This window comes from Microbulbifer maximicatervae (SeqCode) (assembly GCF_052468295.1).
The window spans coordinates 2,028,477-2,048,530 of the sequence record NZ_CP174340.1 but is presented as its reverse complement, the minus strand read 5'-3'; the positions used below and the strand labels follow the sequence as shown (position 1 = coordinate 2,048,530).

The following is a 20,054-nucleotide window of genomic DNA, read 5'->3' as shown; positions in this document are numbered from 1 at the left end:
AGATGGTAGAGAAAGCATTGGGCGGTGCTGGTCTGCGCGGCCAGGTAGCAGGTAAAACTGCACTTTCTACAGTGGGCAAATCCGGTTCCGGCCTGACTTACCGTGGTTACGATATTAAAGATCTGGCCCAGCACTGTGAGTTTGAAGAAGTTGCCTACCTGATTTTCTATGGGGAATTACCCACTGAGGGGGAGCTGGCGGAGTACAAGGCGCTGCTGAAAGCCAAGCGTGGCCTGCCGCAGGCATTAAAAGAAGTGCTTGAGCGCATTCCGGCTGATGCCCATCCAATGGATGTAATGCGCACCGGTTGTTCCATGTTGGGTAACCTGGAAGGTGAAGAATCCTTCGCCCAGCAGTTGGATAAAGCCAATCGCCTCCTGGCCGCATTCCCCTCCATAATCTGCTATTGGTACCGTTTCACCCACGACAATGTGCGCATCGAAACTGAAACCGATGACGACAGCATTGGCGGCCACTTCCTGCATATGCTACGCGATGAGAAGCCCAATGAACTGCACGAGCAGGTCATGAACGTTTCCCTGATTCTGTATGCAGAGCACGAATTTAACGCGTCTACTTTTACCGCTCGCGTTTGTGCTTCCACTTTGTCCGATCTGTTCAGCTGCATCACCGGTGCTATCGGCACCCTGCGTGGTCCTCTGCATGGTGGTGCCAACGAAGCGGCAATGGAACTGATCGAGCGTTTCGCCAATCCAGACGAAGCAGAGAAAGAACTGCTGGGTATGCTGGAGCGCAAAGAGAAGATTATGGGCTTCGGCCACGCCATTTACCGCGAGTCCGACCCGCGCAATGAGATTATCAAAGGCTGGTCTGAAAAGTTGGCTGAAGATGTTGGTGATACCGTGCTGTACCCGGTATCTGTTCGCTGTGAAGAAGTGATGTGGCGCGAGAAAAAATTGTTCTGTAATGCAGACTTCTTCCACGCTTCCGCTTATCACTTTATGGGTATTCCCACAAAGTTGTTTACCCCGATTTTTGTAATGTCCCGGGTTACCGGCTGGGCTGCACATGTATTCGAGCAGCGCGCTGATAACCGCATTATTCGCCCGAGTGCGGAGTACGTAGGTGTTGAGCCCCGTACAGTAACTCCAATCGCTGAGCGCGGTTAATTTTCATTTCACTTTTGAAATGAGGCACACCCGGTGTGCCGGCTCCAGGTTGCCTTTGGTGAGTGGCCTGGAGCCACCCTCAGAAGAGATACGATTTTAAAAAAAGATTCGACTGATTTACCTGCTATGAATACTGATTACCGCAAATCACTGCCCGGTACAGACCTCGATTATTTCGATACCCGAGCCGCTGTTGACGCGATCCAGCCCGGAGCCTATGCCAAACTGCCGTATACCTCACGTATTCTGGCGGAAAACCTGGTGCGTCGCTGCGAGCCGGCAAAACTGACCGACTCCCTGAAACAGATTATTGAGCGTAAGCGCGAGTTGGACTTCCCTTGGTTTCCAGCCCGAGTGGTGTGCCACGACATCCTCGGCCAAACTGCGCTGGTAGACCTGGCCGGTCTGCGCGATGCCATTGCCGATAAAGGCGGTGATCCCGCCAAGGTAAATCCAGTTGTTCCCACCCAGTTGATTGTGGATCACTCCCTCGCGGTAGAGCACCCCGGATTTGAGAAGGATGCTTTTGAAAAAAATCGTGCGGTAGAGGAGCGTCGTAACGAAGATCGCTTCCACTTTATCAACTGGACCAAAACCGCATTTGAAAACGTCGATGTGATTCCCCCCGGTAACGGCATCATGCACCAGATCAATCTGGAGAAAATGTCTCCGGTGGTGCAGGTGCGCGAGGGCGTGGCCTTCCCGGATACCTGTGTCGGTACCGACAGCCACACGCCGATGGTAGACGCTCTTGGTGTGATTTCTGTGGGTGTTGGCGGCCTGGAAGCTGAGAGCGTGATGCTTGGCCGCGCCTCTTATATGCGTCTGCCGCATATTGTTGGAGTGGAGCTCACCGGAAAGTTGCAGCCGGGTATTACTGGTACCGACTTGGTATTGGCTCTCACTGAATTCCTGCGCCGCGAGCGCGTGGTTGGAGCCTACCTGGAGTTTTACGGTGAGGGGGCTTCCAACCTGACCCTGGGCGATCGCGCCACTATTTCCAATATGACTCCAGAGTATGGCGCTACTGCGGCCATGTTCTCTATCGATGAGCAAACCATCGACTACCTCAAACTCACCGGACGCGATGATGAGCAGGTAGCTTTGGTAGAGAAGTTTGCCAAGGAAGCGGGCCTTTGGTCCGACACCTTGAAGGATGCCGAATACGAGCGGGTACTGAAGTTTGACCTGGACACAGTGGGTCGCAACCTTGCTGGCCCCTCCAACCCTCACGCGCTGCTGCCGGCCTCGGAACTGGCAAATCGCGGTATCGCTAAAGCCTGGGAAGAGAAAGCCGGTGAGATGCCCGATGGTGCTGTGATTATTGCCGCGATTACCAGCTGCACCAATACCAGTAACCCGCGCAATATGATTGCCGCAGGCCTGATTGCCCGCAATGCGAACAAGCTCGGCCTGACCCGCAAACCCTGGGTCAAGTCCTCCCTGGCACCGGGTTCCAAAACGGTAAAAATGTATCTGGAAGAGGCCGACCTGCTCCCGGATCTTGAGCAGATGGGCTTCGGCGTAGTGGCTTTCGCCTGCACCACCTGTAACGGCATGAGCGGTGCCCTGGACCCAATAATCCAGCAGGAAGTGATTGATCGCGATCTGTATGCTACTGCAGTCCTGTCCGGAAACCGCAACTTCGACGGTCGTATCCACCCCTACGCCAAGCAGGCTTTCCTGGCTTCACCGCCGCTGGTCGTTGCCTACGCTATTGCCGGCACCATCCGGTTCGACATTGAAAAAGATGCGCTGGGATACGATGCCGATGGCAACCCGATTACCCTGAAAGATATCTGGCCCAGCGATGAAGAGATCGATGCGATCGTACGTCAGAGCGTGAAGCCACAGCAGTTCCGCGATGTGTATATTCCCATGTTCGAAGAGCGGGATGCCGCAGAAGAGCAGGGCCACGCACTCTACGACTGGCGCCCGATGAGTACCTATATCCGCCGCCCACCTTATTGGGAAGGTGCCCTGGCAGGCGAGCGCGGCTTGAAGGGCATGCGCCCGCTGGCGGTGCTGGGTGACAATATCACTACCGACCATTTGTCTCCGTCCAATGCCATTCTGGCCAGCAGTGCTGCCGGTGAATACCTGGCGAAAATGGGATTGCCGGAGGAGGACTTTAACTCCTACGCGACCCACCGTGGCGACCACCTCACTGCCCAGCGTGCAACTTTCGCCAACCCGAAGCTACTCAACGAAATGGTGCGCGATGATAACGGCGAAGTCCGTCAGGGCTCCCTGGCTCGTGTCGAACCGGAAGGGCAGGTTACCCGTATGTGGGAAGCCATCGAGACTTATATGGATCGGAAGCAGCCTCTGATTATCATTGCAGGTGCTGATTACGGGCAGGGTTCTTCTCGTGACTGGGCTGCGAAAGGTGTGCGCCTTGCCGGTGTGGAAGCGATTGTTGCCGAAGGCTTCGAGCGAATTCATCGCACCAACCTGATCGGTATGGGTGTATTGCCGTTGGAGTTTAAGCCGGGCACTACTCGTGAAACCCTGGGTATCGACGGTACCGAGAGTTTCGATGTAATCGGTGAGCGCACACCCCATGCCACGCTGACCTTGCTTATTCACCGCGCTAATGGTGAGACGATTGAGGCTCCTGTTACATGTCGTCTGGATACCGCAGAAGAAGTTTCCATTTATGAGGCTGGGGGTGTTTTGCAGCGCTTTGCTAAAGATTTCCTCGAAGCAGAAGCGACGGCCTGAGTTATGAAGTTTGCTCCTCAAATAAAAATCCCCGCGACTTATATGCGCGGGGGAACCAGCAAGGGTGTTTTCTTCCGCTTGCAAGATCTGCCCGAAGCTGCACAAGTGCCGGGACAGTCCCGTGATAGCCTGCTGCTGCGTGTGATTGGTAGTCCAGATCCCTACGGTAAGCAAACCGACGGTATGGGTGGCGCTACTTCAAGCACCAGCAAAACGGTAATCTTGTCGCCCAGCGATAAAACCGATCACGATGTGAACTACCTGTTTGGCCAGGTTTCCATCGATAAGCCGTTTGTTGATTGGAGTGGTAACTGCGGCAATCTCACCGCCGCCGTGGGTGCCTTTGCGATTAATAGCGGTTTTGTAGAGCCCGACAGAGTGCCAGAAAATGGCATCTGCACCGTGCGCATCTGGCAGGTCAATATTGGCAAGACCATTGTTGCCCATGTACCTATGACCAATGGTGAAGTTCAGGAAACCGGGGACTTTGAGCTGGACGGAGTGACTTTTCCGGCGGCTGAAGTGGAAGTGGAATTTATGGACCCTGCCGACGGTGAGGGTGCCATGTTTCCTACCGGTAACCTGGTCGATGATCTGGAAGTGCCCGATGTAGGTGTGCTCAAGGCCACCATGATCAATGCTGGCATTCCGACAATTTTCGTCAATGCAGAAGATATTGGCTACACCGGCACTGAATTGCAGGATGCCATTAATGGTGACAGCAAAGCACTGGCGATGTTTGAGAGCATTCGCGTTCACGGTGCGGTAAAGATGGGATTAGTTTCTACCATTGAAGAAGCTGCCAATCGCCATCATACCCCGAAGGTTGCTTTTGTCGCTAAACCGCGGGATTACACTGCATCCAGTGGTAAGGCTGTGGCATCTTCCGAGGTTGATCTCCTCGTGCGCGCCTTATCTATGGGCAAGTTGCACCATGCCATGATGGGCACGGCAGCAGTAGCTATTGGCACCGCTGCGGCGATCCCGGGCACTTTGGTTAACCTTGCAGCTGGCGGGGGTGAGCGCAGCTCTGTTTGCTTCGGTCACCCATCGGGTACCTTACGTGTGGGTGCTCAAGCCAAAGAGGTCGATGGTCAGTGGACTGCTACCAAGGCCATTATGAGTCGCAGCGCCCGAATCCTAATGGAAGGTTGGGTGCGAATACCTGGCAATAGCTTTTAGGGCTTTGGTGATTTCTTTATAGGGGGCCTTTTGGCCCCTTTTATTTTCCTTCTCTAAAGATTGATTAGGAATCGGTTTTAAATTTTTACTCCAATATAATTTTATATTCCCTATATATTTAATTTTATAGGCGAATATTAATCTCAGTCATCCTGATATTAACTTTTCTTCCGGTTTTCCTGTGTTTTCCGGTAGGTTTTTCTATCTGAGAAAATGGCTGTGTTTTTATCATTGTGAGACAGGGCTTGCCTTAAGAGTCACATCTAGGTCTGTTTAGATATAGCCTTTACTGCTCAGCGTACGTATATTTAAGGCCTGCTGTTGGGATGCGAGGCGTTGGGTGAGCAAGCAGATAGACTCTAAAAAATTCCCAATATTCGTAGAAAGCTGGTATATGAATCCTACGGTTTCAGTACTTACTTGACTTGCTGGTCGCAGCTAGTGACAACAAATTGTGAACTAGTCCTCTTTGTCCTAGTCGCGATCCGCTCTATCGTATCTGAGTTTCTTACGTCCCTTCTTTTTGAGATTTTAGCCTAGCCGCCGTACTGCCGACGGCCCTATGGGATGGCCATTCATTAAAAAATAAATGTGGCTTTCCTTTTGCAGCAGATTGGAGAGACATCAATGAGAATTAAAAAACCACTTACCTTTGCAATTGCAATGGCAAATGTCGCGGTAGTGTCGGCTTGGGCTCAGGAAGATAGCCAACAGGATGACGATTGGGCGCTGGAAGAAGTCACGGTTACCGCAACCAAACGCGAAACCAATTTGATGGACACCCCCGTAGCGATCAGTGCATTTACGCAAGAAGAGCTGGATCGCCAGGGTATCAAGAATGTAAAAGATCTGGGCAACACTATCCCCAACGTGGATATTGGCTATGATGCCTCCCAGTCCTCCCCAGTAATTTCTATGCGCGGCGTGCGCTCTACTAATACTTCTGAGTTTGGTGACCCAGCTGTTGGTCTGCACTTTGATGGTATTTATTCTTCGCGCCCCCAGTCTGCCATGGCAATGATGTTTGACTCTGAAAGGGTTGAAGCCATGCGTGGGCCGCAAGGTACCCTATATGGACGCAACTCCACAGTAGGTGCCATCAACGTTATCTCAAAAAGACCGGTAATCAACGAATTTGAAGGTTCTATCGGTGTTGAACTTGGCCGCTGGAATCAAGAGCTGGTTAAGGGTGTTATTAATATTCCGGTTTCAGATACCTTTGCTCTTCGTGCATCCTTTATGGACGAGACTAGGGACTCCTACCTAACCGGATATTATGACGTTAACCAGTGGGACAATCGCTATATTGATGCTGACTCTGTAGGTGCGAGCGTTTTATCTGATGACGCTTCAAAAACCTTCATTCAAGCGAATAACGCTGAAGGAGCCACGGACTATCAGCTGGTTAGGGCTGATGCTGATGATTTTTATGGGAATGTTGATCAGCAGGCGGTGCGTATAGGTGCGTTATGGGAACCGACTGACGATATTTCTTGGTATGCCGTAGCGGAACACTATCAAGATAGTAGTGCAGGCGGCATCAACACTATTGACTGTGAAAAAGCTGAGCAGCGAGAAGATGGTGTAAACTGCGAAACTTACTATGGATCCGGAGCTGACGAGTACACAGTTGCTGTGAATGTACCGGGTGAGCTTGATCTCACCATGACTTCATTCCGCTCTAACTTCCGCTGGGATTTTAGCGATACCATGGCGTTTGTGTATAACACTGGTTATGCCGTTCAAGAACGAAGCAACCTGATTGATATTGATGCTGGTCGCAATACCTGGGATATGAGTATGAGTATTACAGACTCAGAAAATGTCTCTTACTCCCATGAGTTGCAGTTGCAATCTACAGGTGATGGTCCCTTACAGTGGATCACGGGCTTATTCTATTTTCATGAGAATACAGACTTAAACGGTTATTTCTTAGCTTCGCTTAACGATGCCACCTTTTGGAGGCAGCCAGATAGAACTGTTGAGGCTGGGGCGATCTTTGCTCAGGCAACCTATAGCCTTACTGACTCACTTCACCTAACTGTGGGTGGTCGATATACCGAAGACAAGAAGAGTGATGAAGGTGGCAATAACCTTAAATGTCTCCGCGACTGGTCTACTGGATCAGATGAAGAGTATGGTTGTTTCCCCGCATTCTTACAGGACACCTTTAATGACTTTTCTACTGACCATTTTGCCAATAGTTCAATTTACACTGTAGAAACTTATAATGATGCCAGTCAGAATTGGGACTCATCAGATTTCCGAATTGGTCTTGACTATGATCTCACTGATGAGGTGATGCTGTATGCTTATGTTGCAACTGGATTTAAGTCTGGCGGATTGGGTGACGTTGTAATTCAGTATGAGCAAGACTCTACGACGGCTGAGTATATACTAGATGCTGACGGTAATCGTATAGTTCAGCAGGTAATCGATACTAGTTATGATGAGGAAGAGGTAGTAACTTGGGAGCTGGGTGCAAAAGGCACTTTCCTGGATGGGCGGCTCAATTTAGCGAGTACCTTCTTTTTCTCCAAGTATCAGGATATGCAATTGGCTGCACCAGATACAGCATTTTCAATTTATGCTATTGAGCAAGAGGGCGAGGACGCTGGAGAAATTACTACTGAGCCAGTAGTAATTTACTTAACTAAGAATGCCTCTGAAGCAGAGATTATGGGCTTGGAACTGGAGTTCGACTGGGCACCATACCCTAATGGACGAATTAGTGGATTTGCGACATGGATGCAGACTGAAATCACGTCTGACTTTTGGGGCCGCTGGAACTTCAATAACCAGGCGTTGTTTGAAATATCAAGCTATGAGGATGCCTACTCTAATGAAAACCCCGAGCTATTCCGCAACTTAAAGGGTAATGAGCTGCCGGTATCGCCTGAATTCAGCTTCACTATCAACTACGATCATACCTTTGAGCTGGCTCATGGTGGTGCGATAATTCCGTTTGTCGGCATTCATTGGGAGGATGAATCTTACCTAACCTATTGGAATGTTGATAAGCATGATTTCCCTAATGAGGATACCTCTGCTTATGACGATAGCCGTGATTCTTTCTGGATGGTAAATGCTTCTGTGAAGTATGTAAGCCCCGACGATCAGTGGAATGTTGAAGCTTTTGGTAACAACCTGACTGACGAAGTTGTTCCGTACTACGCAGATGGAAGCGATGGCCTCGTATCTGGACCATTCTCTACCCCAATGAGCTACGGTGTGCGCTTTAACTACAACTTCTAAGTAGTTACTAAGCGAGTATGATAAAAGCCGGACTGTATTATGCAGTCCGGCTTTTTTATTGCCTAATGAACCTCTCACTGATCAATATACTATCGACATGATGTCGCAGATCTAATGATGTAATTAATTCAGCTGTTCTGGAAAAATATTATTGTGAGCTATCTAGAGCAATAAATAATCTGTTGCTGTAATTACCCCAAAACATGTGTTGTAAGCTATTTGGAAGCAACTGTGAGTGAAAATACTTGTAGGAAAATTTTAGCTTTCCAATGGAATAGGATCTTGCGTTTTTAAAGGAAGTTTAGCCTTAACCTGTTTGTCATCATCGTTTGCTTCACTTGTGCGTCAACATTTATACCGTGGCAAGGGCAAGGGCAAGGGCAAGGGCAAGGGCAAGGCTGCTTACAGTGAACAGATTTGATCGACGGACGCTTTTAAAATGGGGTGGGTTGTTAAGCGTTAGCGCTGTGGCGCCATCGCTGAGGGCCAGTAGTGATGTGCTCGAGTATGAGTATGATGGGCTCGCTAGTACCTCCAGCCACTTCATGCATGGTGTAGCCTCAGGAGACCCAACAGCCAATTCGGTTATTATTTGGACAAGGGTAACCACTGAGGAGGTTTCTCCCCTTGTCTATTGGGAAGTTGCTCTCGACGATACGTTTGGCCAGATTGTTTCATCCGGGTATCTGCAAACGGATGAATCAAAAGACTTTACGGTTAAGCTGGATGTTACAGAACTAAACTACGGTCGGGATTATACCTACCGATTTAAGTACCGGGATCAGACTTCTTCTGTCGGTCGCATAAAACTGGCTCCAGCGACTAGCGAGGATGTTTCTTTTCTTAAGTTTGTTGTCACTTCCTGCTCACATTTTGAGCATGGGGAGTTTGTAGGCTATCGGGATATGGTGGAGCGGGAGCAAAATATTGATGCTGTTATTCACCTGGGGGACTACTCCTATGCATCCTCAAATTCTGGTGACTACCGTAAGTTTGAGTACTCTGACTTCAAATTTGATCGGGAGAGTTACCGAGCTAGATACTCTGAAATTAGAAGGGACACATTTCTACAGCAAGCACATCAAATGCACACCTGGATGGTGATTTGGGATGATGGCGACCTGAGAAATGGTGTCTGGCGAGAGGGGCCGGAAATCAACGGAGCTGACTTCGAAGAAGTGATGGAAGCTGCAATGGAAACCTTCTTCCTTTGGATGCCAACCCGTTTTATTGCGCCGAGGCGAGTATGGCGCTCTGTTCCTTATGGTGAAATGGCTGATATCTTCTTCCTGGATATGTGCTTCTATGATCGGGATGAGCCAATCAATGATATGCCGGATAACTTCAAGAAACGGCAACCTATATTTTCTGAATTTGATTACCCTGGCCGCAGTATTATTGGTCAGGAACAGGCGACATGGTTTGAGCAGGCTATTAAGCAATCCAGTGCGCGCTGGCGAATAGTTTGCTCTGGGGCACCGGTTTTTGAATGGTGGAATAATTACTCCCCGAGTGCCTGGCGGGGATACCCTCAATCACATAACTGGTTATTGAATTTATTTGGTGAGCTTGAAGACAATATCGTAGTCTTGTCCGGAGGGTTACATAAAGCAATGGCCTCTGGGCTCGCCTTAGATCCCTTTGCGGATGATTACAATGCGAGTAGAGATAATGTCGCGATTGAAATAACGTCTCCATCCCTGACCCGCGGGGATGGTGGTGCTATTTGGTACGAAATCGCAGATAACCGTAGCACCGAGACTACGTTAAAGAAAAATCCTCATATGAAGTTCCGCAAAGGGAATAGGGCAGGTTACTTGATTAGTAAATTTGAAAGTGATCAGTTTACAGGTCGCTGGCGGCTCTTGTTCACTAATGAGATAAACCCCACCTAATGATGCACTAAATCCTGGGACTAGGTGGGATATACCGGGTTTATATGGGATAGAGTTTACAACGGCGTTGCATGATGTGAAATTGAGAGTTAGAAGAGTCCAGGTTGATTTGGATCGCCTTTCGCTCTCACTCTCGAAATGACTTTATAGATGCCGCGTACAGTCATACTGTATTTGCGAGCTAGTTGTGAATGATTGCGTCCGTTGAATTCCTCATAGATCTGAGCATCACGCGACGCAACGCGGTAGTGATAGTCTTTCGGTACCGTTACGATTTGCCCGCCCCAGGTTGTCGCTAAATGGTCAGCAATAGCGCAGCCCGCCTGGTCCGCAATCTCAGAATCCACACCATGTTGAGTTAACACTTCGCGGGCATGGACGTGAATCTCCTCTAGCAGTTCATGGCGGCGGCTTTCCATGTTCGGATCTTGATGGCTCACTGCTTGCCTCCTTTATTCTCTTCTCGGTCCAGCCAAGCTTTCAGTGATTCGATCACCTTCGTAACCAGGGCTGTCCCATATAAATCGGTGTAAAAACGAACAAAATAGACCTAGAATAGCTATCTTTTTTGATAAATAGAGTGTTTTTCAGACAAAATGGATAGCGTTAGCCTTTTACATCACTTTGACGACATGGAAGATCCTCGAGTTGATCGGCACAAGCTGCACGCCCTGCCCGATATTTTACTTATCATGTTTTGCGGTGTTATTTGTGGTGCTGAAAGCTGTAGAGATTTTGTCGATTTCGCAGAATCTAAGATAGATTACCTAAAACGATTCACCCCGCTAAATAGCGGAATACCCTCAAAAAACACTTTTAGCCGTGTTATTTCAAGCTTAGACCCCGAACAATTTAAGCGCTGCTTTCTGCAGTGGGTCCAAGGTATTCAGCAAGAACTCGGTAACGTGATTGCGATCGATGGCAAGACGCTAAGGCGCAGCTTCGATCAGGCCAGTAAACGATCTCCTATACATATGGTGAGTGCTTTTGCGTCCGAGGCGCGACTTGTCCTTGCTCAGCAAAAGGTAGAAGAAAAGTCGAATGAGATTACGGCCATACCGAAGTTACTGGAGATTCTTGATCTTAATGGTGCGATTATTACGCTTGACGCCATGGGCTGCCAGAAAACGATCACTCAGAAAATTATCGAACGAGGCGGCGATTATGTGATTGCTGTGAAGGGCAACCAGGACAAACTGCACCAGCAAATTACCACGCATTTTAATAATTTGTTCGATATGCAGCACCACAAGCATGTCGATACTGATTGTGTGGAAGAGGTGAGCCGAGGCCGAATAGAATCCAGAAAATGTCTCTCTACTAACAGTATTGATTGGCTCGAAGGTAAAGAGCAATGGCACGGTCTAAGAAGTGTTATCGCAGTCCAGGCGAAACGAACTGTAGATGGGCGAACTAGTTGCGAAACGCGCTACTATATCAGTAGTTTAGAGCCGTGCTCAGCAGAACTCAATCATATTATTCGCTCTCACTGGGGTGTTGAAAACTCGTTACACTGGATTTTAGATGTGGTTTTTCGTGAGGATGATAGTCGCTTCAGATCAGGAAATGCACCAGAAAACATGGCGATCTTGAGGCATTCGGCACTCAATCAGTTGCAAGCGGCAAAGCCCAGCTTTAAAAAAGACATGAGCATTAAAAGGCTTCGGAAAAAGGCTGGCTGGGATAATGAAACCTTGGACAAGATAATTACAGCCACCATTTAGACTGATTTATATGGGACAGCCCTGCCTTCGTAACCTGCAGACCATTTAGCCAGTCCAAACGCTCAACACCCGTTTGGCGTTTCACGTAGGAAGCCAGCGCGCGCTCTGATGAGTCGCGCACTATCCCCCGTTTAGCCAGTTCCAGCCACAGCGCCCGGACCTTGCGGTCCTGGGGCTGCCGGGCTGTAACCTTCTGCTTTGCTTGCTTAGGTTTCCAACCCAGCTCGCGGAACCGATGTAGCAGTTTGGAGCGGCCCGCAGCGTCCAGCTTTGCTGCGGAATCCACTTTGCCCACCTGCTGCAGGAGCTGGCGGTAGGTATCGTCATCCATACACAGCTCAGCCCGCGCTATATGGATTTTTGCCAGCTCCCGCTGCCGGTTGGACTTCTCAGCCATCGACAGCCCCCAGTGCCTCTATATATGGCGTGACATCTTGAGCAACGACCACAACCACCGCAGCAACCGGCACACCATTTTCTAGCTGCACCACTTCCATTTTTTGCAGGCCACACTCATCCAGCTCATCGATCATCCCGGACATTACCTGGGGCAGATCCAGGGTTTTGAGTCCAGCAATTCTTTTTTTCAGCACTTCCTTATTCATTCCGGGCACTCCTGTTTCTCCCGTTCCTCTAATTCTCCACCTCTCAGTATTGAGTACTCGGTGTATTTCTCCGTTGCTCTGTCTACTATTTGTAGCCAAGAAAAAAACTGTGATTCCTGCGATTTCTTGGCAATTTTTACCGCTAACTCCATTGCCGCCTGCTCCGTAGAAGCGCTATTTCTAAAATTCCTTGCACCACCATTCATCAAGTGAACACGACCGGCAAAAATCGCAAATCTGTTTACTGCTGGTGCTTTAACCTCTGATTCCATGGTATTTCTCCTAAATGGCCTTAATACAGGGCCGCACGCTTAGTGCTGCGTACACCCCGGTGAAAATCTACTTTCTCCCCATCAATCAAACCCTGCAGTTTTGCCTGCATATCGTGGCATCGCGCCTTGGTAGTAGTATCTCGGCCTTCGGCAGTTTCCAGATTAGGCCATCGTTTTTCCTCGTAACTCGCCATTGCCTGCCGCTCCGCCGGGCTGTACTTGTGCGTCACAACTTTCTGGCTAACCGCTTGAACCCAGCCCTGGGCATACAGGTCACCACGGCGGATTTTTGTCGTGCGCTTCAGGCGTTTATTAAGGCCAGAAACGTAGGCATTGCGATCACTCTTAAGTTGGCGGCCTAATACTTCAAAGGCGTAGGCGGCAACTTCTGGGGCTCCATCCAACCCGAAAAATTCAACCACCCCACGCCATTTGCCGTTATCAAATTGCGTCTGATAAACACACTTAGCACCAAAGGCCCCGGCAACCATATTCATCAATACGGCCATATAAGCCGGCGGCGTCCTTCCACCACCAACAGCCGAAGAAATATGGCTGCCTACATCGCTCGCACCCACATCTGCCTTGGAAATACCATGCTTCTGCATTAGCGTTTGCGCCTGGCGTAAAGCGGTTGCAGCCTCGTTGGGGTTACTTGATTTGGCCAGAGCCAGGCAACGCTTAATCTTCCTTAGAATCGCTTCTTCCATGCTTCCCCCTAAACCGCAGCCAAATCCAAAGGCACCTGGCGGTACTGATTATTTTTGCCTTTGCGCTTATAAAGCCGGATATAAGTGGCAGTCCCTGCGGTTTGGATAGAATCTCGCAATGCCTCCATGGCTCGCTTCCAGCCATCGTCATCAATATCCAAGCGCAACAGCTCCAGTACCGCAGAGGTTTTCAGCTGCCCCTGGCTATCGGTGCGGAATGCTCTATCCACCAGCGCCCGGATATTGGCATTAGCGCCTTCACTCCAACGCACAATGCAGTCATCTATCAAAGCCTTGGCCGCCTCTATCTCCTCGGTAAACTGGTAACGCTCCGAAGTTGAGCGCACCAACTTGTACTCCCCGTCGTAAGTGGTAAGCGATACATTGCCTTTTTCGCCGCCGATCTTTACGTCATATTTTTCAGCAGAAATCGCTACCAGGTCGGCAACATCGGCCAGCGCTTTTTCCTTAAATTGCCCCAGCGCCACATTTAGCTTTTCAGCAATATCAGCCAAAGCGCGCACAGTGGCATCGCGCAGTTTGTCCTGCTCGCGAACCTGGTCCTCGGGCACCAGGTGCCCGGCAGCATTTTGGCAAAATCCATCAGGAATCATGGGTAAGCTCTCCATTGGTTTTTTGGTGCCGCCACAACACCTGGCAGCCATATAATTCGATACTTCGATAATCCTCCCCGCCAAACACCAGGCACTGGGGAGGCGCTCCAAAACTGACAGGCCCCTGAATCTCAATTAATACGCGGCCCTCTTTAATCTGCATTCGCACCACGCGGCTGCCCCTTGCAGATAGCCACAACAGACACCGGCGTATCTGCTCAACTGCTGAAAAATAACCGCAGTTCACATCGAAACTTTTAGACAGCAGCGTCCGCTCCAAACCCGGTTTACCGCGCAACCTGGTGATGCTTTAGCGGCTCAAAATAGTGGCCATTGTTTCGTTGGCGCAGCTGCTTAACCCCGCTTTCAACTTTGGCCAGTGCGTTTTCAACACCCTGGCAAGCCGCATCAATACGCTCTGCCACTGACATCTGCGCCGGCAAGAGTGGTCGGTAATCCCGCCCCATAATGTCCTCCCAGTGGCGGCGCGGATCGCGGATAAAAATCTGGAACGGCAAATAGCGGTGCAAATTGTGGGCGGTGAACATCTCGCCCCAATACTCCAGCTCATCTTCATTAATTAGCGGCTGCGGCATAGCTGGATTCCTCCGATAGAATGGTGGCGATATCTCCCAGCAAATCCTCCCAAGTGCCCACCCACGCGACGCGCCGCTCCCAATCGATAATCATGGGCAGATCACTGGCCACCTCCACGCCCATTTCCAATACGCGGCCATTGATCTCCACTTCGGCAAATAAATGGCTAAGCACCTGCGCCCGGTTTTTTAAGTTGATAACTTTGCCTTTAGCCACGTCACACCCCCGCAATCAGATCAGCGGTTAGCTGGGGCACACCCAGGGATGCGGCCTCATTGAGGGCAGCGGTCAGCACGTTATGCACCGCTAAGGGATAGAGCACCGAGTAGTTGCTGCGCGATAACTTGCTGCGCAGCGCCTCCACTGCGGAATCATTCATTACTCTTTTTAAAGTGGTTCCCGACAATTTAAAGCGGTGCTTCAAATAGCCCAGCAAGTCGGCATCCAGTGGGCGCAGCGTCACCACCTCACAGCGCTGCACCACCTCACGCACGGCCGGGTTACGCTCATCCAATTTTTCGCCCAGCTCACTCTGGCCGATCAACACAATGCCGAGCAGCTTGGAAAAACCGTCCTCTAATTCAAAAAAGCGCTTTAAATGTTTGAGGGTTGCCAGCGGAATACCGTGGGCCTCTTCAATAATCAGCAGGTGGCGGTTGCCCGCCCGGTGGGATTCCAGCAGCGCTTTGTGAACCTGGCGAAAACGCGCCTCACTGCTGCGCGGCACATGCTGTCCAGGGGCAACCGCAGCCAGAATAGACTCAGCAATGTGGCCAGATTTCAGCGTTTTGCCCTTGGCCTCGCAGTCCTCCATTCCTAAAACGTAGGGCTCAATAATAATTGTCGGCTCACTTTCACGATCAACCCACCCAATCAAATCCCGGCGCAGGGTGGACTTACCAGAACCGGATTCTCCAACCAGGGCAACAAATCCCCCGTGCCTGGCAACTTGCCGCAGGCTCTCCCGCACATAGCGGGCATCCGGTGTTAAGAAAACCTCATCGCTATTGCGGCACTCATCAAACGGATCACGCACCAAATTAAATGTGCGCCTCGCCTGTGGGGTCAGGGCCTGCTTGCGTAGCAGCATAATGTCATCCTCCAGATGGTTTTCTTTTTGTGTAACCGGCGTTACTTTTTTAGCGGCTTGGTTGCTTTTTGCTTGCTCAAAAACTTCCTCACCACAATTTCCTACTGCCTTAAGGATTTGCCTTTTAAGTTCTTTTTCTCGCTTTTTCGGCCAGATGGCGTGGTTGCAAATCTGTGCAACTGTGGCCGGTGACATTTTTATTTTTCGAGCCAGCGCGGATTGGGTCATACCGCGATTTTTCAGCAATGTTTTAAGCTGCAACATGCGAAACCCTCCCTAGTACTTGTTGTGTTAAAGGCCAACCAGCTTTAAAGCGCTTTCTTGCCTGCGGGTCAGCAATTCCGAAATTTTGTCCAACTCATCCTCAGCCACCCCATCGGGGTAGCGCTCCTGTAGCCACTGGAAGTGCTCCGGCTGCCAGCGATCACCCATGCGAGAGCGCAACCGTTTGGCCGCCTGTACGGTATTCAGGCGCACCGCCTCTACCTGGGGCAACGGCGAATCCAGATCCAAATCGGTTCCACGTTTGGGGATGTAATCGGGCAGTGGTGTATCGGTAATGGGTTTCATTGGATCGACGCGACCACCAAACGGTGCTGGCTGCGCCTTGCGCTTTTCCGCCGCCGCCTGGTCCGTTTCGGTTTCCATAACCGTGCGCTCAATGGCCTTGCGCTCTTGGTCTGCACGGGTTTCCGGCTGCGCCTTGTACTCCTCACCCAGCATCGCGCCGCTTTGTAAGAATCCGAACTGGTCGCGGGCCTCCGGCTCCACCACCTGCATTACCTCGCGGCCATCCTCATTGGTGTACAGCACCTGCACCGCATCAATGCGCCACGGGTTGCGCGTGACAGAAATGGTTTCCCCAACCAACACATCGGGGATATCTCGCACCGAATAGGTTTTACCCTGGTAACTGATGGTTAATTGCGGAGATACCTTGCGGGACTCCGCCGCATGAATAGCCAGCTCCCGCATCACCTGAGCATCAGGAGCAACTACCAACTGCTGGGCGGTAATGCGCAGCCAAACCGCATAGCGCGGCTGGCCGGTACGGCTGTGTTTTTTCTGGCCGTTAAACCAGCGCATCCACTGCCAGCCTGCACTGTTGATTTCCTCCAGGGATGTAGGCGGCTGGGTCATAAAGCGCAGGCGACTCTCAAAGCTGCGCTCCACAATATCGTTGCCTTTTTCCACCTGGCCTTTGGCCCAGGGCTGGCCAGGTAAATTCACCTGCAGCTGCACACCCAGAGCCCGGCACAGGTTTCGGAAAACTGCCCCAGTGTTAGCGCTGCCAGGGTCCACCATCACCATGCGCGGAATGCCGTGGAAAGGATCGTCACCGCCGCGCTTTTGCGTAGCCGCGATAAATGCCTCCACCAGATTTTTGCCGCTCTCCGCACCCAATACGTAATGCACATAGATCACCCCGCTGGTGTGGTCGGTGATCACATAGCGCCAAACCCGCTCTTTTTCGATGCGGCGAATATTGGCCGGTTTGTTCTTATAGAATTTGGTTTCATCCATCACCTGTAAGCACTGGCCGGCTTTGCTCGGAAGATAAAAGAGGACGCACAGTGAAGGGTCTATTTGCCAAACATGGTTGGGATGCTCGGAACGCAAATGGGTTTTAGGTGTGGGCCGGGAAAGCTGGTCTGGGTGCAACGCATAGCGGCGTAGTGCACGGCCGATACTGGCTGCACATAAAGGGATAAATTCCCCGGTTTCCTCATCAGTACGGCCCGCAGCAATCTCATCATTTGAACGCAACACCTCCACAGCATCCTCAATAGAGGAAAGGCGTTTGCCCAACTTGCGGCGGCTCTCCATCAGGTAAGCGCTGATTTTGCGCGCTTCCTCCAGCGTTAGCGCACTCGCGCCCGCATCAGCGCGACGCTTGCGCGCCGGCGCCACAACTACCTGCTTGAGTTGCCGCTGCAGAGTGGCCACGCTGATGCCCATCTCCGCCGCCGCAGCTGTATAAATTGGCCCTTTTTTCCCATGGCCAGCCGCTTGGGCGTCGGCGGCTACAGCCTGCAGGCGCTCAAGCAGTGCCGGGTTCATTGGGCAACCCCTTCGGCCAGCGCAGCCAAGCGGGTAGAGATTGCATCAGAAACTGCAGGCTGCAGCCCTTGAACCTCTAAGGCCCTGCGACACTCCTGCTCGGTAAACGCCTCCACCATCTCCAGGCGTTCTTCCACGGAATGGCAAAAGAAAGGCTGACCGCAATAACTGCCTGTATAAAATGGGTTTTGCTCTGGCCTAATCATGCCACCGCCTCCCCATTTTCCTCAGACTCCCAGGGCGCAGCGCTCTCACTGCGAAAAACCCCAAGGATTTGCCGCACTTCCTGCAGTGCGTCCTCCAGCTGATCCAGCTGCCCACCCATCCAGCTATCCACACTGATCTGGTGAATATCCGCATGATCTTTTACCTGGGTCAGCGCCTGCGATACCTGACCCAGCAGCAATGCCTCAACTTTGTAACAGTGGTCTGCCGCCTCCGTGCGGATCTGCTCGCTCTCCTGGTCTGGGGGGATTTTCTTGATGCGCTTTTTCTTGGTGGCCAGCTCATCAAGTTTTTTATTTTTATCTGCGATGACGGAGTCTTTAGCCTCATTATCCGCACGGGCATCACGCAGGGCGCCGCGTAATTCACGGGTGCTCATGCGATCAATATCATCCAGGTCCAACCCGGCAACGGTTCCGCCATCGGCCAGCTCTGCCAGATCATCATCATCCTCCAGCATCAGCTCATACAGTTTGGTTTTGCCTAGCGGCACAAGCGCCTGGGATTTATTGGCTAATTTGGGCGAGAGATATTTTGCGGCAGCTTGCATCACACGCCGGGCAACACTCTGGTTCATGCCCAATTGCTGCTCAATAATCTCCTGGAACTCCCCGTGGGGCTCATGCTCTTTAATGACAATTAAGCGGCGGCCGGCTTCCAGCATTGCCTCAGCACTCTGCGCCAGGCAAAAACGGGCCTCATTGATAACGCGCAGCCGGTCATAAGGCTGGCCATCTAAATACAAGCCGGTAATTTCGCGCGAATGCGCCTGGTGTTCGACTATTGCGTTCTTGCTCATAGATCACCCCTGTGCGCCGGCAATTACCCGGCGGTTAATTTCATCGATTTTTTCCTGCGCTCGCTGCATCTCCAGCGCGTGACGTTGGGCGATTTGCAATATCCCCAGGCTGAAAGCAAAGCGGCCGTCCTCGCGTTTTTCTGCCAGCCCCTCATCAATCAACACGCTCATGATTCGCGTGATAGCACTGGCATTTAAGTCCGTAGCCTGGACCAATTGCTGATTGCTCAGCCCGGTCAAGGTATGGCCTTTTAATGCCTTCAGAACCCGCAGCCCCTTGTGTAATGCACTGGCGTTACTCATCGTCTCCCCCCAAGTCCAAAGGCAATTCCGGTGCGTGGTACTCCTCCACATTGCGGTGGTGGTGGGCTAAGCCCTCCATTGCCTGGCGCAGTTGCGCCAGCGTTTCCGCCACATCCGATTTGCCGTTGTAAAATCCCACCAGTGTGGCAATGGCCCCGCTAATTTCGCCTTGCAGGGTTAAAACATCACTGGCCGAAGCCGCTTTACCGCTGGGAATTTTCACCACTAGATAACCGCTACTCGCAGCCAACCAGCGGCTAACAAAGTCGCAACCGCAAACCCGCTCGTAAGCGGGAATCATTACTGCTGGCATACGTCCAGATTGAATCCACTTGTACAGAGTCCAGTGGTCCGCAAGCCCCATTCCTTCTGCAATTCGCTCCACGCTCAGGTTGTGAATGTCCTTCGCGTAGTCCTTGCACCACTCCAGCGCCTGGCGCAGGTTAGTGGCCACCGATTTATTCCAGCGACGGCGCTTCCAAGCTTTGCTGGTCATTGGAACCCCCTAAAATCAGCCCTTCCAAACAAATTGCCGCTGTGCATCTGGTGCAATGCTGTTGCGTTATGTGTAAATAACGGCATCATCAACACACCGAGGAATCGTGATGAACAGCGAACTGCGGCAACTAAAAGCACAGGTCAATGCCCTCTCGCGTGCATGGTTGTACTTGGCTGCCAGCGTCGAAATGCAAGGCGGGCTAGATCCCGAAGCCTTTGCCAGGGACTTGGGGAACACCCGTTGGCCCGGCGAGGCAATAGAGCCCGAAGCGCGCCGCACCATTGACGGCCTGCTGGGGCAGTTGGCCGAGGCCCGCGTTGCCCGCCAAGCACAGGCGCAACCGAACTAAAGCCATACCGATCGCGCTTT

At 51.3% G+C, this 20,054-nt stretch carries 22 protein-coding genes; 7 read left to right on the top strand and 15 right to left on the bottom strand.

Annotation, left to right across the window (positions count from 1 at the left end; all coding sequences use genetic code 11):
- Positions 1 to 2: 2 nt before the first annotated feature.
- From prpC to ACJJIQ_RS09280, 5 genes are all read left to right on the top strand, one after another.
- The gene (gene prpC, locus ACJJIQ_RS09300; RefSeq protein ID WP_282932635.1) at positions 3 to 1,130 is read left to right on the top strand and encodes a bifunctional 2-methylcitrate synthase/citrate synthase; all 1,128 of its coding nucleotides are present in this window, start codon (positions 3 to 5) and stop codon (positions 1,128 to 1,130) included.
- Between the two features lie 126 nt (positions 1,131 to 1,256).
- Positions 1,257 to 3,854 (top strand): Fe/S-dependent 2-methylisocitrate dehydratase AcnD, encoded by a 2,598-nt coding sequence (gene acnD, locus ACJJIQ_RS09295; protein WP_445364438.1) that lies wholly within the window; start codon positions 1,257 to 1,259, stop codon positions 3,852 to 3,854.
- Positions 3,855 to 3,857: 3 nt separating this feature from the next.
- The gene (gene prpF / locus ACJJIQ_RS09290) at positions 3,858 to 5,036 is read left to right on the top strand and encodes a 2-methylaconitate cis-trans isomerase PrpF (RefSeq protein ID WP_445364437.1); all 1,179 of its coding nucleotides are present in this window, start codon (positions 3,858 to 3,860) and stop codon (positions 5,034 to 5,036) included.
- Between the two features lie 627 nt (positions 5,037 to 5,663).
- On the top strand, positions 5,664 to 8,291 hold the full coding sequence (locus tag ACJJIQ_RS09285; protein ID WP_445364436.1) for a TonB-dependent receptor: 2,628 nt from the start codon (positions 5,664 to 5,666) through the stop codon (positions 8,289 to 8,291).
- Positions 8,292 to 8,698: 407 nt separating this feature from the next.
- Complete coding sequence (locus ACJJIQ_RS09280; RefSeq protein ID WP_445364435.1) at positions 8,699 to 10,186, top strand: alkaline phosphatase D family protein; 1,488 nt, start codon at positions 8,699 to 8,701, stop codon at positions 10,184 to 10,186.
- An 89-nt stretch (positions 10,187 to 10,275) separates the two neighbouring features.
- Here ACJJIQ_RS09280 and ACJJIQ_RS09275 read toward each other — a convergent pair whose 3' ends face one another.
- Entirely contained in the window at positions 10,276 to 10,626 is a 351-nt protein-coding gene (locus ACJJIQ_RS09275) for a Mor transcription activator family protein (RefSeq protein WP_445364434.1), read from the bottom strand.
- Positions 10,627 to 10,782: 156 nt separating this feature from the next.
- Here ACJJIQ_RS09275 and ACJJIQ_RS09270 point away from each other — a divergent pair, with 156 nt between their 5' ends.
- Positions 10,783 to 11,910 carry an ISAs1 family transposase gene (locus tag ACJJIQ_RS09270; RefSeq protein ID WP_445362101.1) on the top strand — a complete coding sequence of 376 codons (1,128 nt, stop codon included), beginning with the start codon at positions 10,783 to 10,785 and terminating at the stop codon, positions 11,908 to 11,910.
- On the opposite strand, the gene ACJJIQ_RS09265 is transcribed toward ACJJIQ_RS09270, so the two are convergent.
- From ACJJIQ_RS09265 to ACJJIQ_RS09200, 14 genes are all read right to left on the bottom strand, one after another.
- Positions 11,894 to 12,307, bottom strand: a complete 414-nt coding sequence (locus ACJJIQ_RS09265; RefSeq protein WP_445364433.1) for a gp16 family protein — start codon at positions 12,305 to 12,307, stop codon at positions 11,894 to 11,896. The genes ACJJIQ_RS09270 and ACJJIQ_RS09265 overlap by 17 nt on opposite strands.
- Positions 12,300 to 12,515: a hypothetical protein gene (locus tag ACJJIQ_RS09260; protein ID WP_445364432.1), complete on the bottom strand. Its 216-nt coding sequence runs from the start codon at positions 12,513 to 12,515 to the stop codon at positions 12,300 to 12,302. Before ACJJIQ_RS09260 ends, ACJJIQ_RS09265 begins: the two co-directional genes overlap by 8 nt.
- Positions 12,512 to 12,787, bottom strand: a complete 276-nt coding sequence (locus ACJJIQ_RS09255) for a hypothetical protein (protein ID WP_445364431.1) — start codon at positions 12,785 to 12,787, stop codon at positions 12,512 to 12,514. The genes ACJJIQ_RS09260 and ACJJIQ_RS09255 overlap by 4 nt, the downstream gene beginning before the upstream one ends.
- Before the next feature lie 20 nt (positions 12,788 to 12,807).
- The gene (locus ACJJIQ_RS09250) at positions 12,808 to 13,497 is read right to left on the bottom strand and encodes a DUF2786 domain-containing protein (protein ID WP_445364430.1); all 690 of its coding nucleotides are present in this window, start codon (positions 13,495 to 13,497) and stop codon (positions 12,808 to 12,810) included.
- Positions 13,498 to 13,505: 8 nt separating this feature from the next.
- Complete coding sequence (locus ACJJIQ_RS09245; RefSeq protein WP_252469253.1) at positions 13,506 to 14,111, bottom strand: DUF3164 family protein; 606 nt, start codon at positions 14,109 to 14,111, stop codon at positions 13,506 to 13,508.
- Complete coding sequence (locus tag ACJJIQ_RS09240) at positions 14,101 to 14,274, bottom strand: hypothetical protein (protein ID WP_445364429.1); 174 nt, start codon at positions 14,272 to 14,274, stop codon at positions 14,101 to 14,103. The genes ACJJIQ_RS09245 and ACJJIQ_RS09240 overlap by 11 nt, the downstream gene beginning before the upstream one ends.
- A 124-nt stretch (positions 14,275 to 14,398) precedes the next feature.
- Positions 14,399 to 14,707, bottom strand: coding sequence for a hypothetical protein (locus ACJJIQ_RS09235; RefSeq protein WP_445364428.1), 309 nt, complete (start codon positions 14,705 to 14,707; stop codon positions 14,399 to 14,401).
- Positions 14,688 to 14,924, bottom strand: coding sequence for a hypothetical protein (locus tag ACJJIQ_RS09230; RefSeq protein WP_445364427.1), 237 nt, complete (start codon positions 14,922 to 14,924; stop codon positions 14,688 to 14,690). Before ACJJIQ_RS09230 ends, ACJJIQ_RS09235 begins: the two co-directional genes overlap by 20 nt.
- Before the next feature lies 1 nt (position 14,925).
- Positions 14,926 to 16,062 carry an AAA family ATPase gene (locus ACJJIQ_RS09225; RefSeq protein ID WP_445364426.1) on the bottom strand — a complete coding sequence of 379 codons (1,137 nt, stop codon included), beginning with the start codon at positions 16,060 to 16,062 and terminating at the stop codon, positions 14,926 to 14,928.
- A 27-nt stretch (positions 16,063 to 16,089) separates the two neighbouring features.
- Positions 16,090 to 17,859, bottom strand: a complete 1,770-nt coding sequence (locus tag ACJJIQ_RS09220) for a TnsB C-terminal domain-containing protein (RefSeq protein WP_445364425.1) — start codon at positions 17,857 to 17,859, stop codon at positions 16,090 to 16,092.
- Positions 17,856 to 18,065 (bottom strand): hypothetical protein, encoded by a 210-nt coding sequence (locus ACJJIQ_RS09215; RefSeq protein WP_445364424.1) that lies wholly within the window; start codon positions 18,063 to 18,065, stop codon positions 17,856 to 17,858. Before ACJJIQ_RS09215 ends, ACJJIQ_RS09220 begins: the two co-directional genes overlap by 4 nt.
- A complete protein-coding gene (locus ACJJIQ_RS09210) occupies positions 18,062 to 18,883 on the bottom strand; it encodes a DUF3102 domain-containing protein (RefSeq protein WP_445364423.1) in 822 nt (273 codons plus the stop codon). Before ACJJIQ_RS09210 ends, ACJJIQ_RS09215 begins: the two co-directional genes overlap by 4 nt.
- Positions 18,884 to 18,886: 3 nt before the next feature.
- Positions 18,887 to 19,186 (bottom strand): helix-turn-helix domain-containing protein, encoded by a 300-nt coding sequence (locus ACJJIQ_RS09205; RefSeq protein ID WP_445364422.1) that lies wholly within the window; start codon positions 19,184 to 19,186, stop codon positions 18,887 to 18,889.
- Positions 19,179 to 19,682, bottom strand: coding sequence for a hypothetical protein (locus ACJJIQ_RS09200; protein WP_445364421.1), 504 nt, complete (start codon positions 19,680 to 19,682; stop codon positions 19,179 to 19,181). The genes ACJJIQ_RS09205 and ACJJIQ_RS09200 overlap by 8 nt, the downstream gene beginning before the upstream one ends.
- A gap of 172 nt (positions 19,683 to 19,854) precedes the next feature.
- Here ACJJIQ_RS09200 and ACJJIQ_RS09195 point away from each other — a divergent pair, with 172 nt between their 5' ends.
- A complete protein-coding gene (locus tag ACJJIQ_RS09195) occupies positions 19,855 to 20,034 on the top strand; it encodes a hypothetical protein (RefSeq protein ID WP_252469287.1) in 180 nt (59 codons plus the stop codon).
- Positions 20,035 to 20,054: the final 20 nt, after the last annotated feature.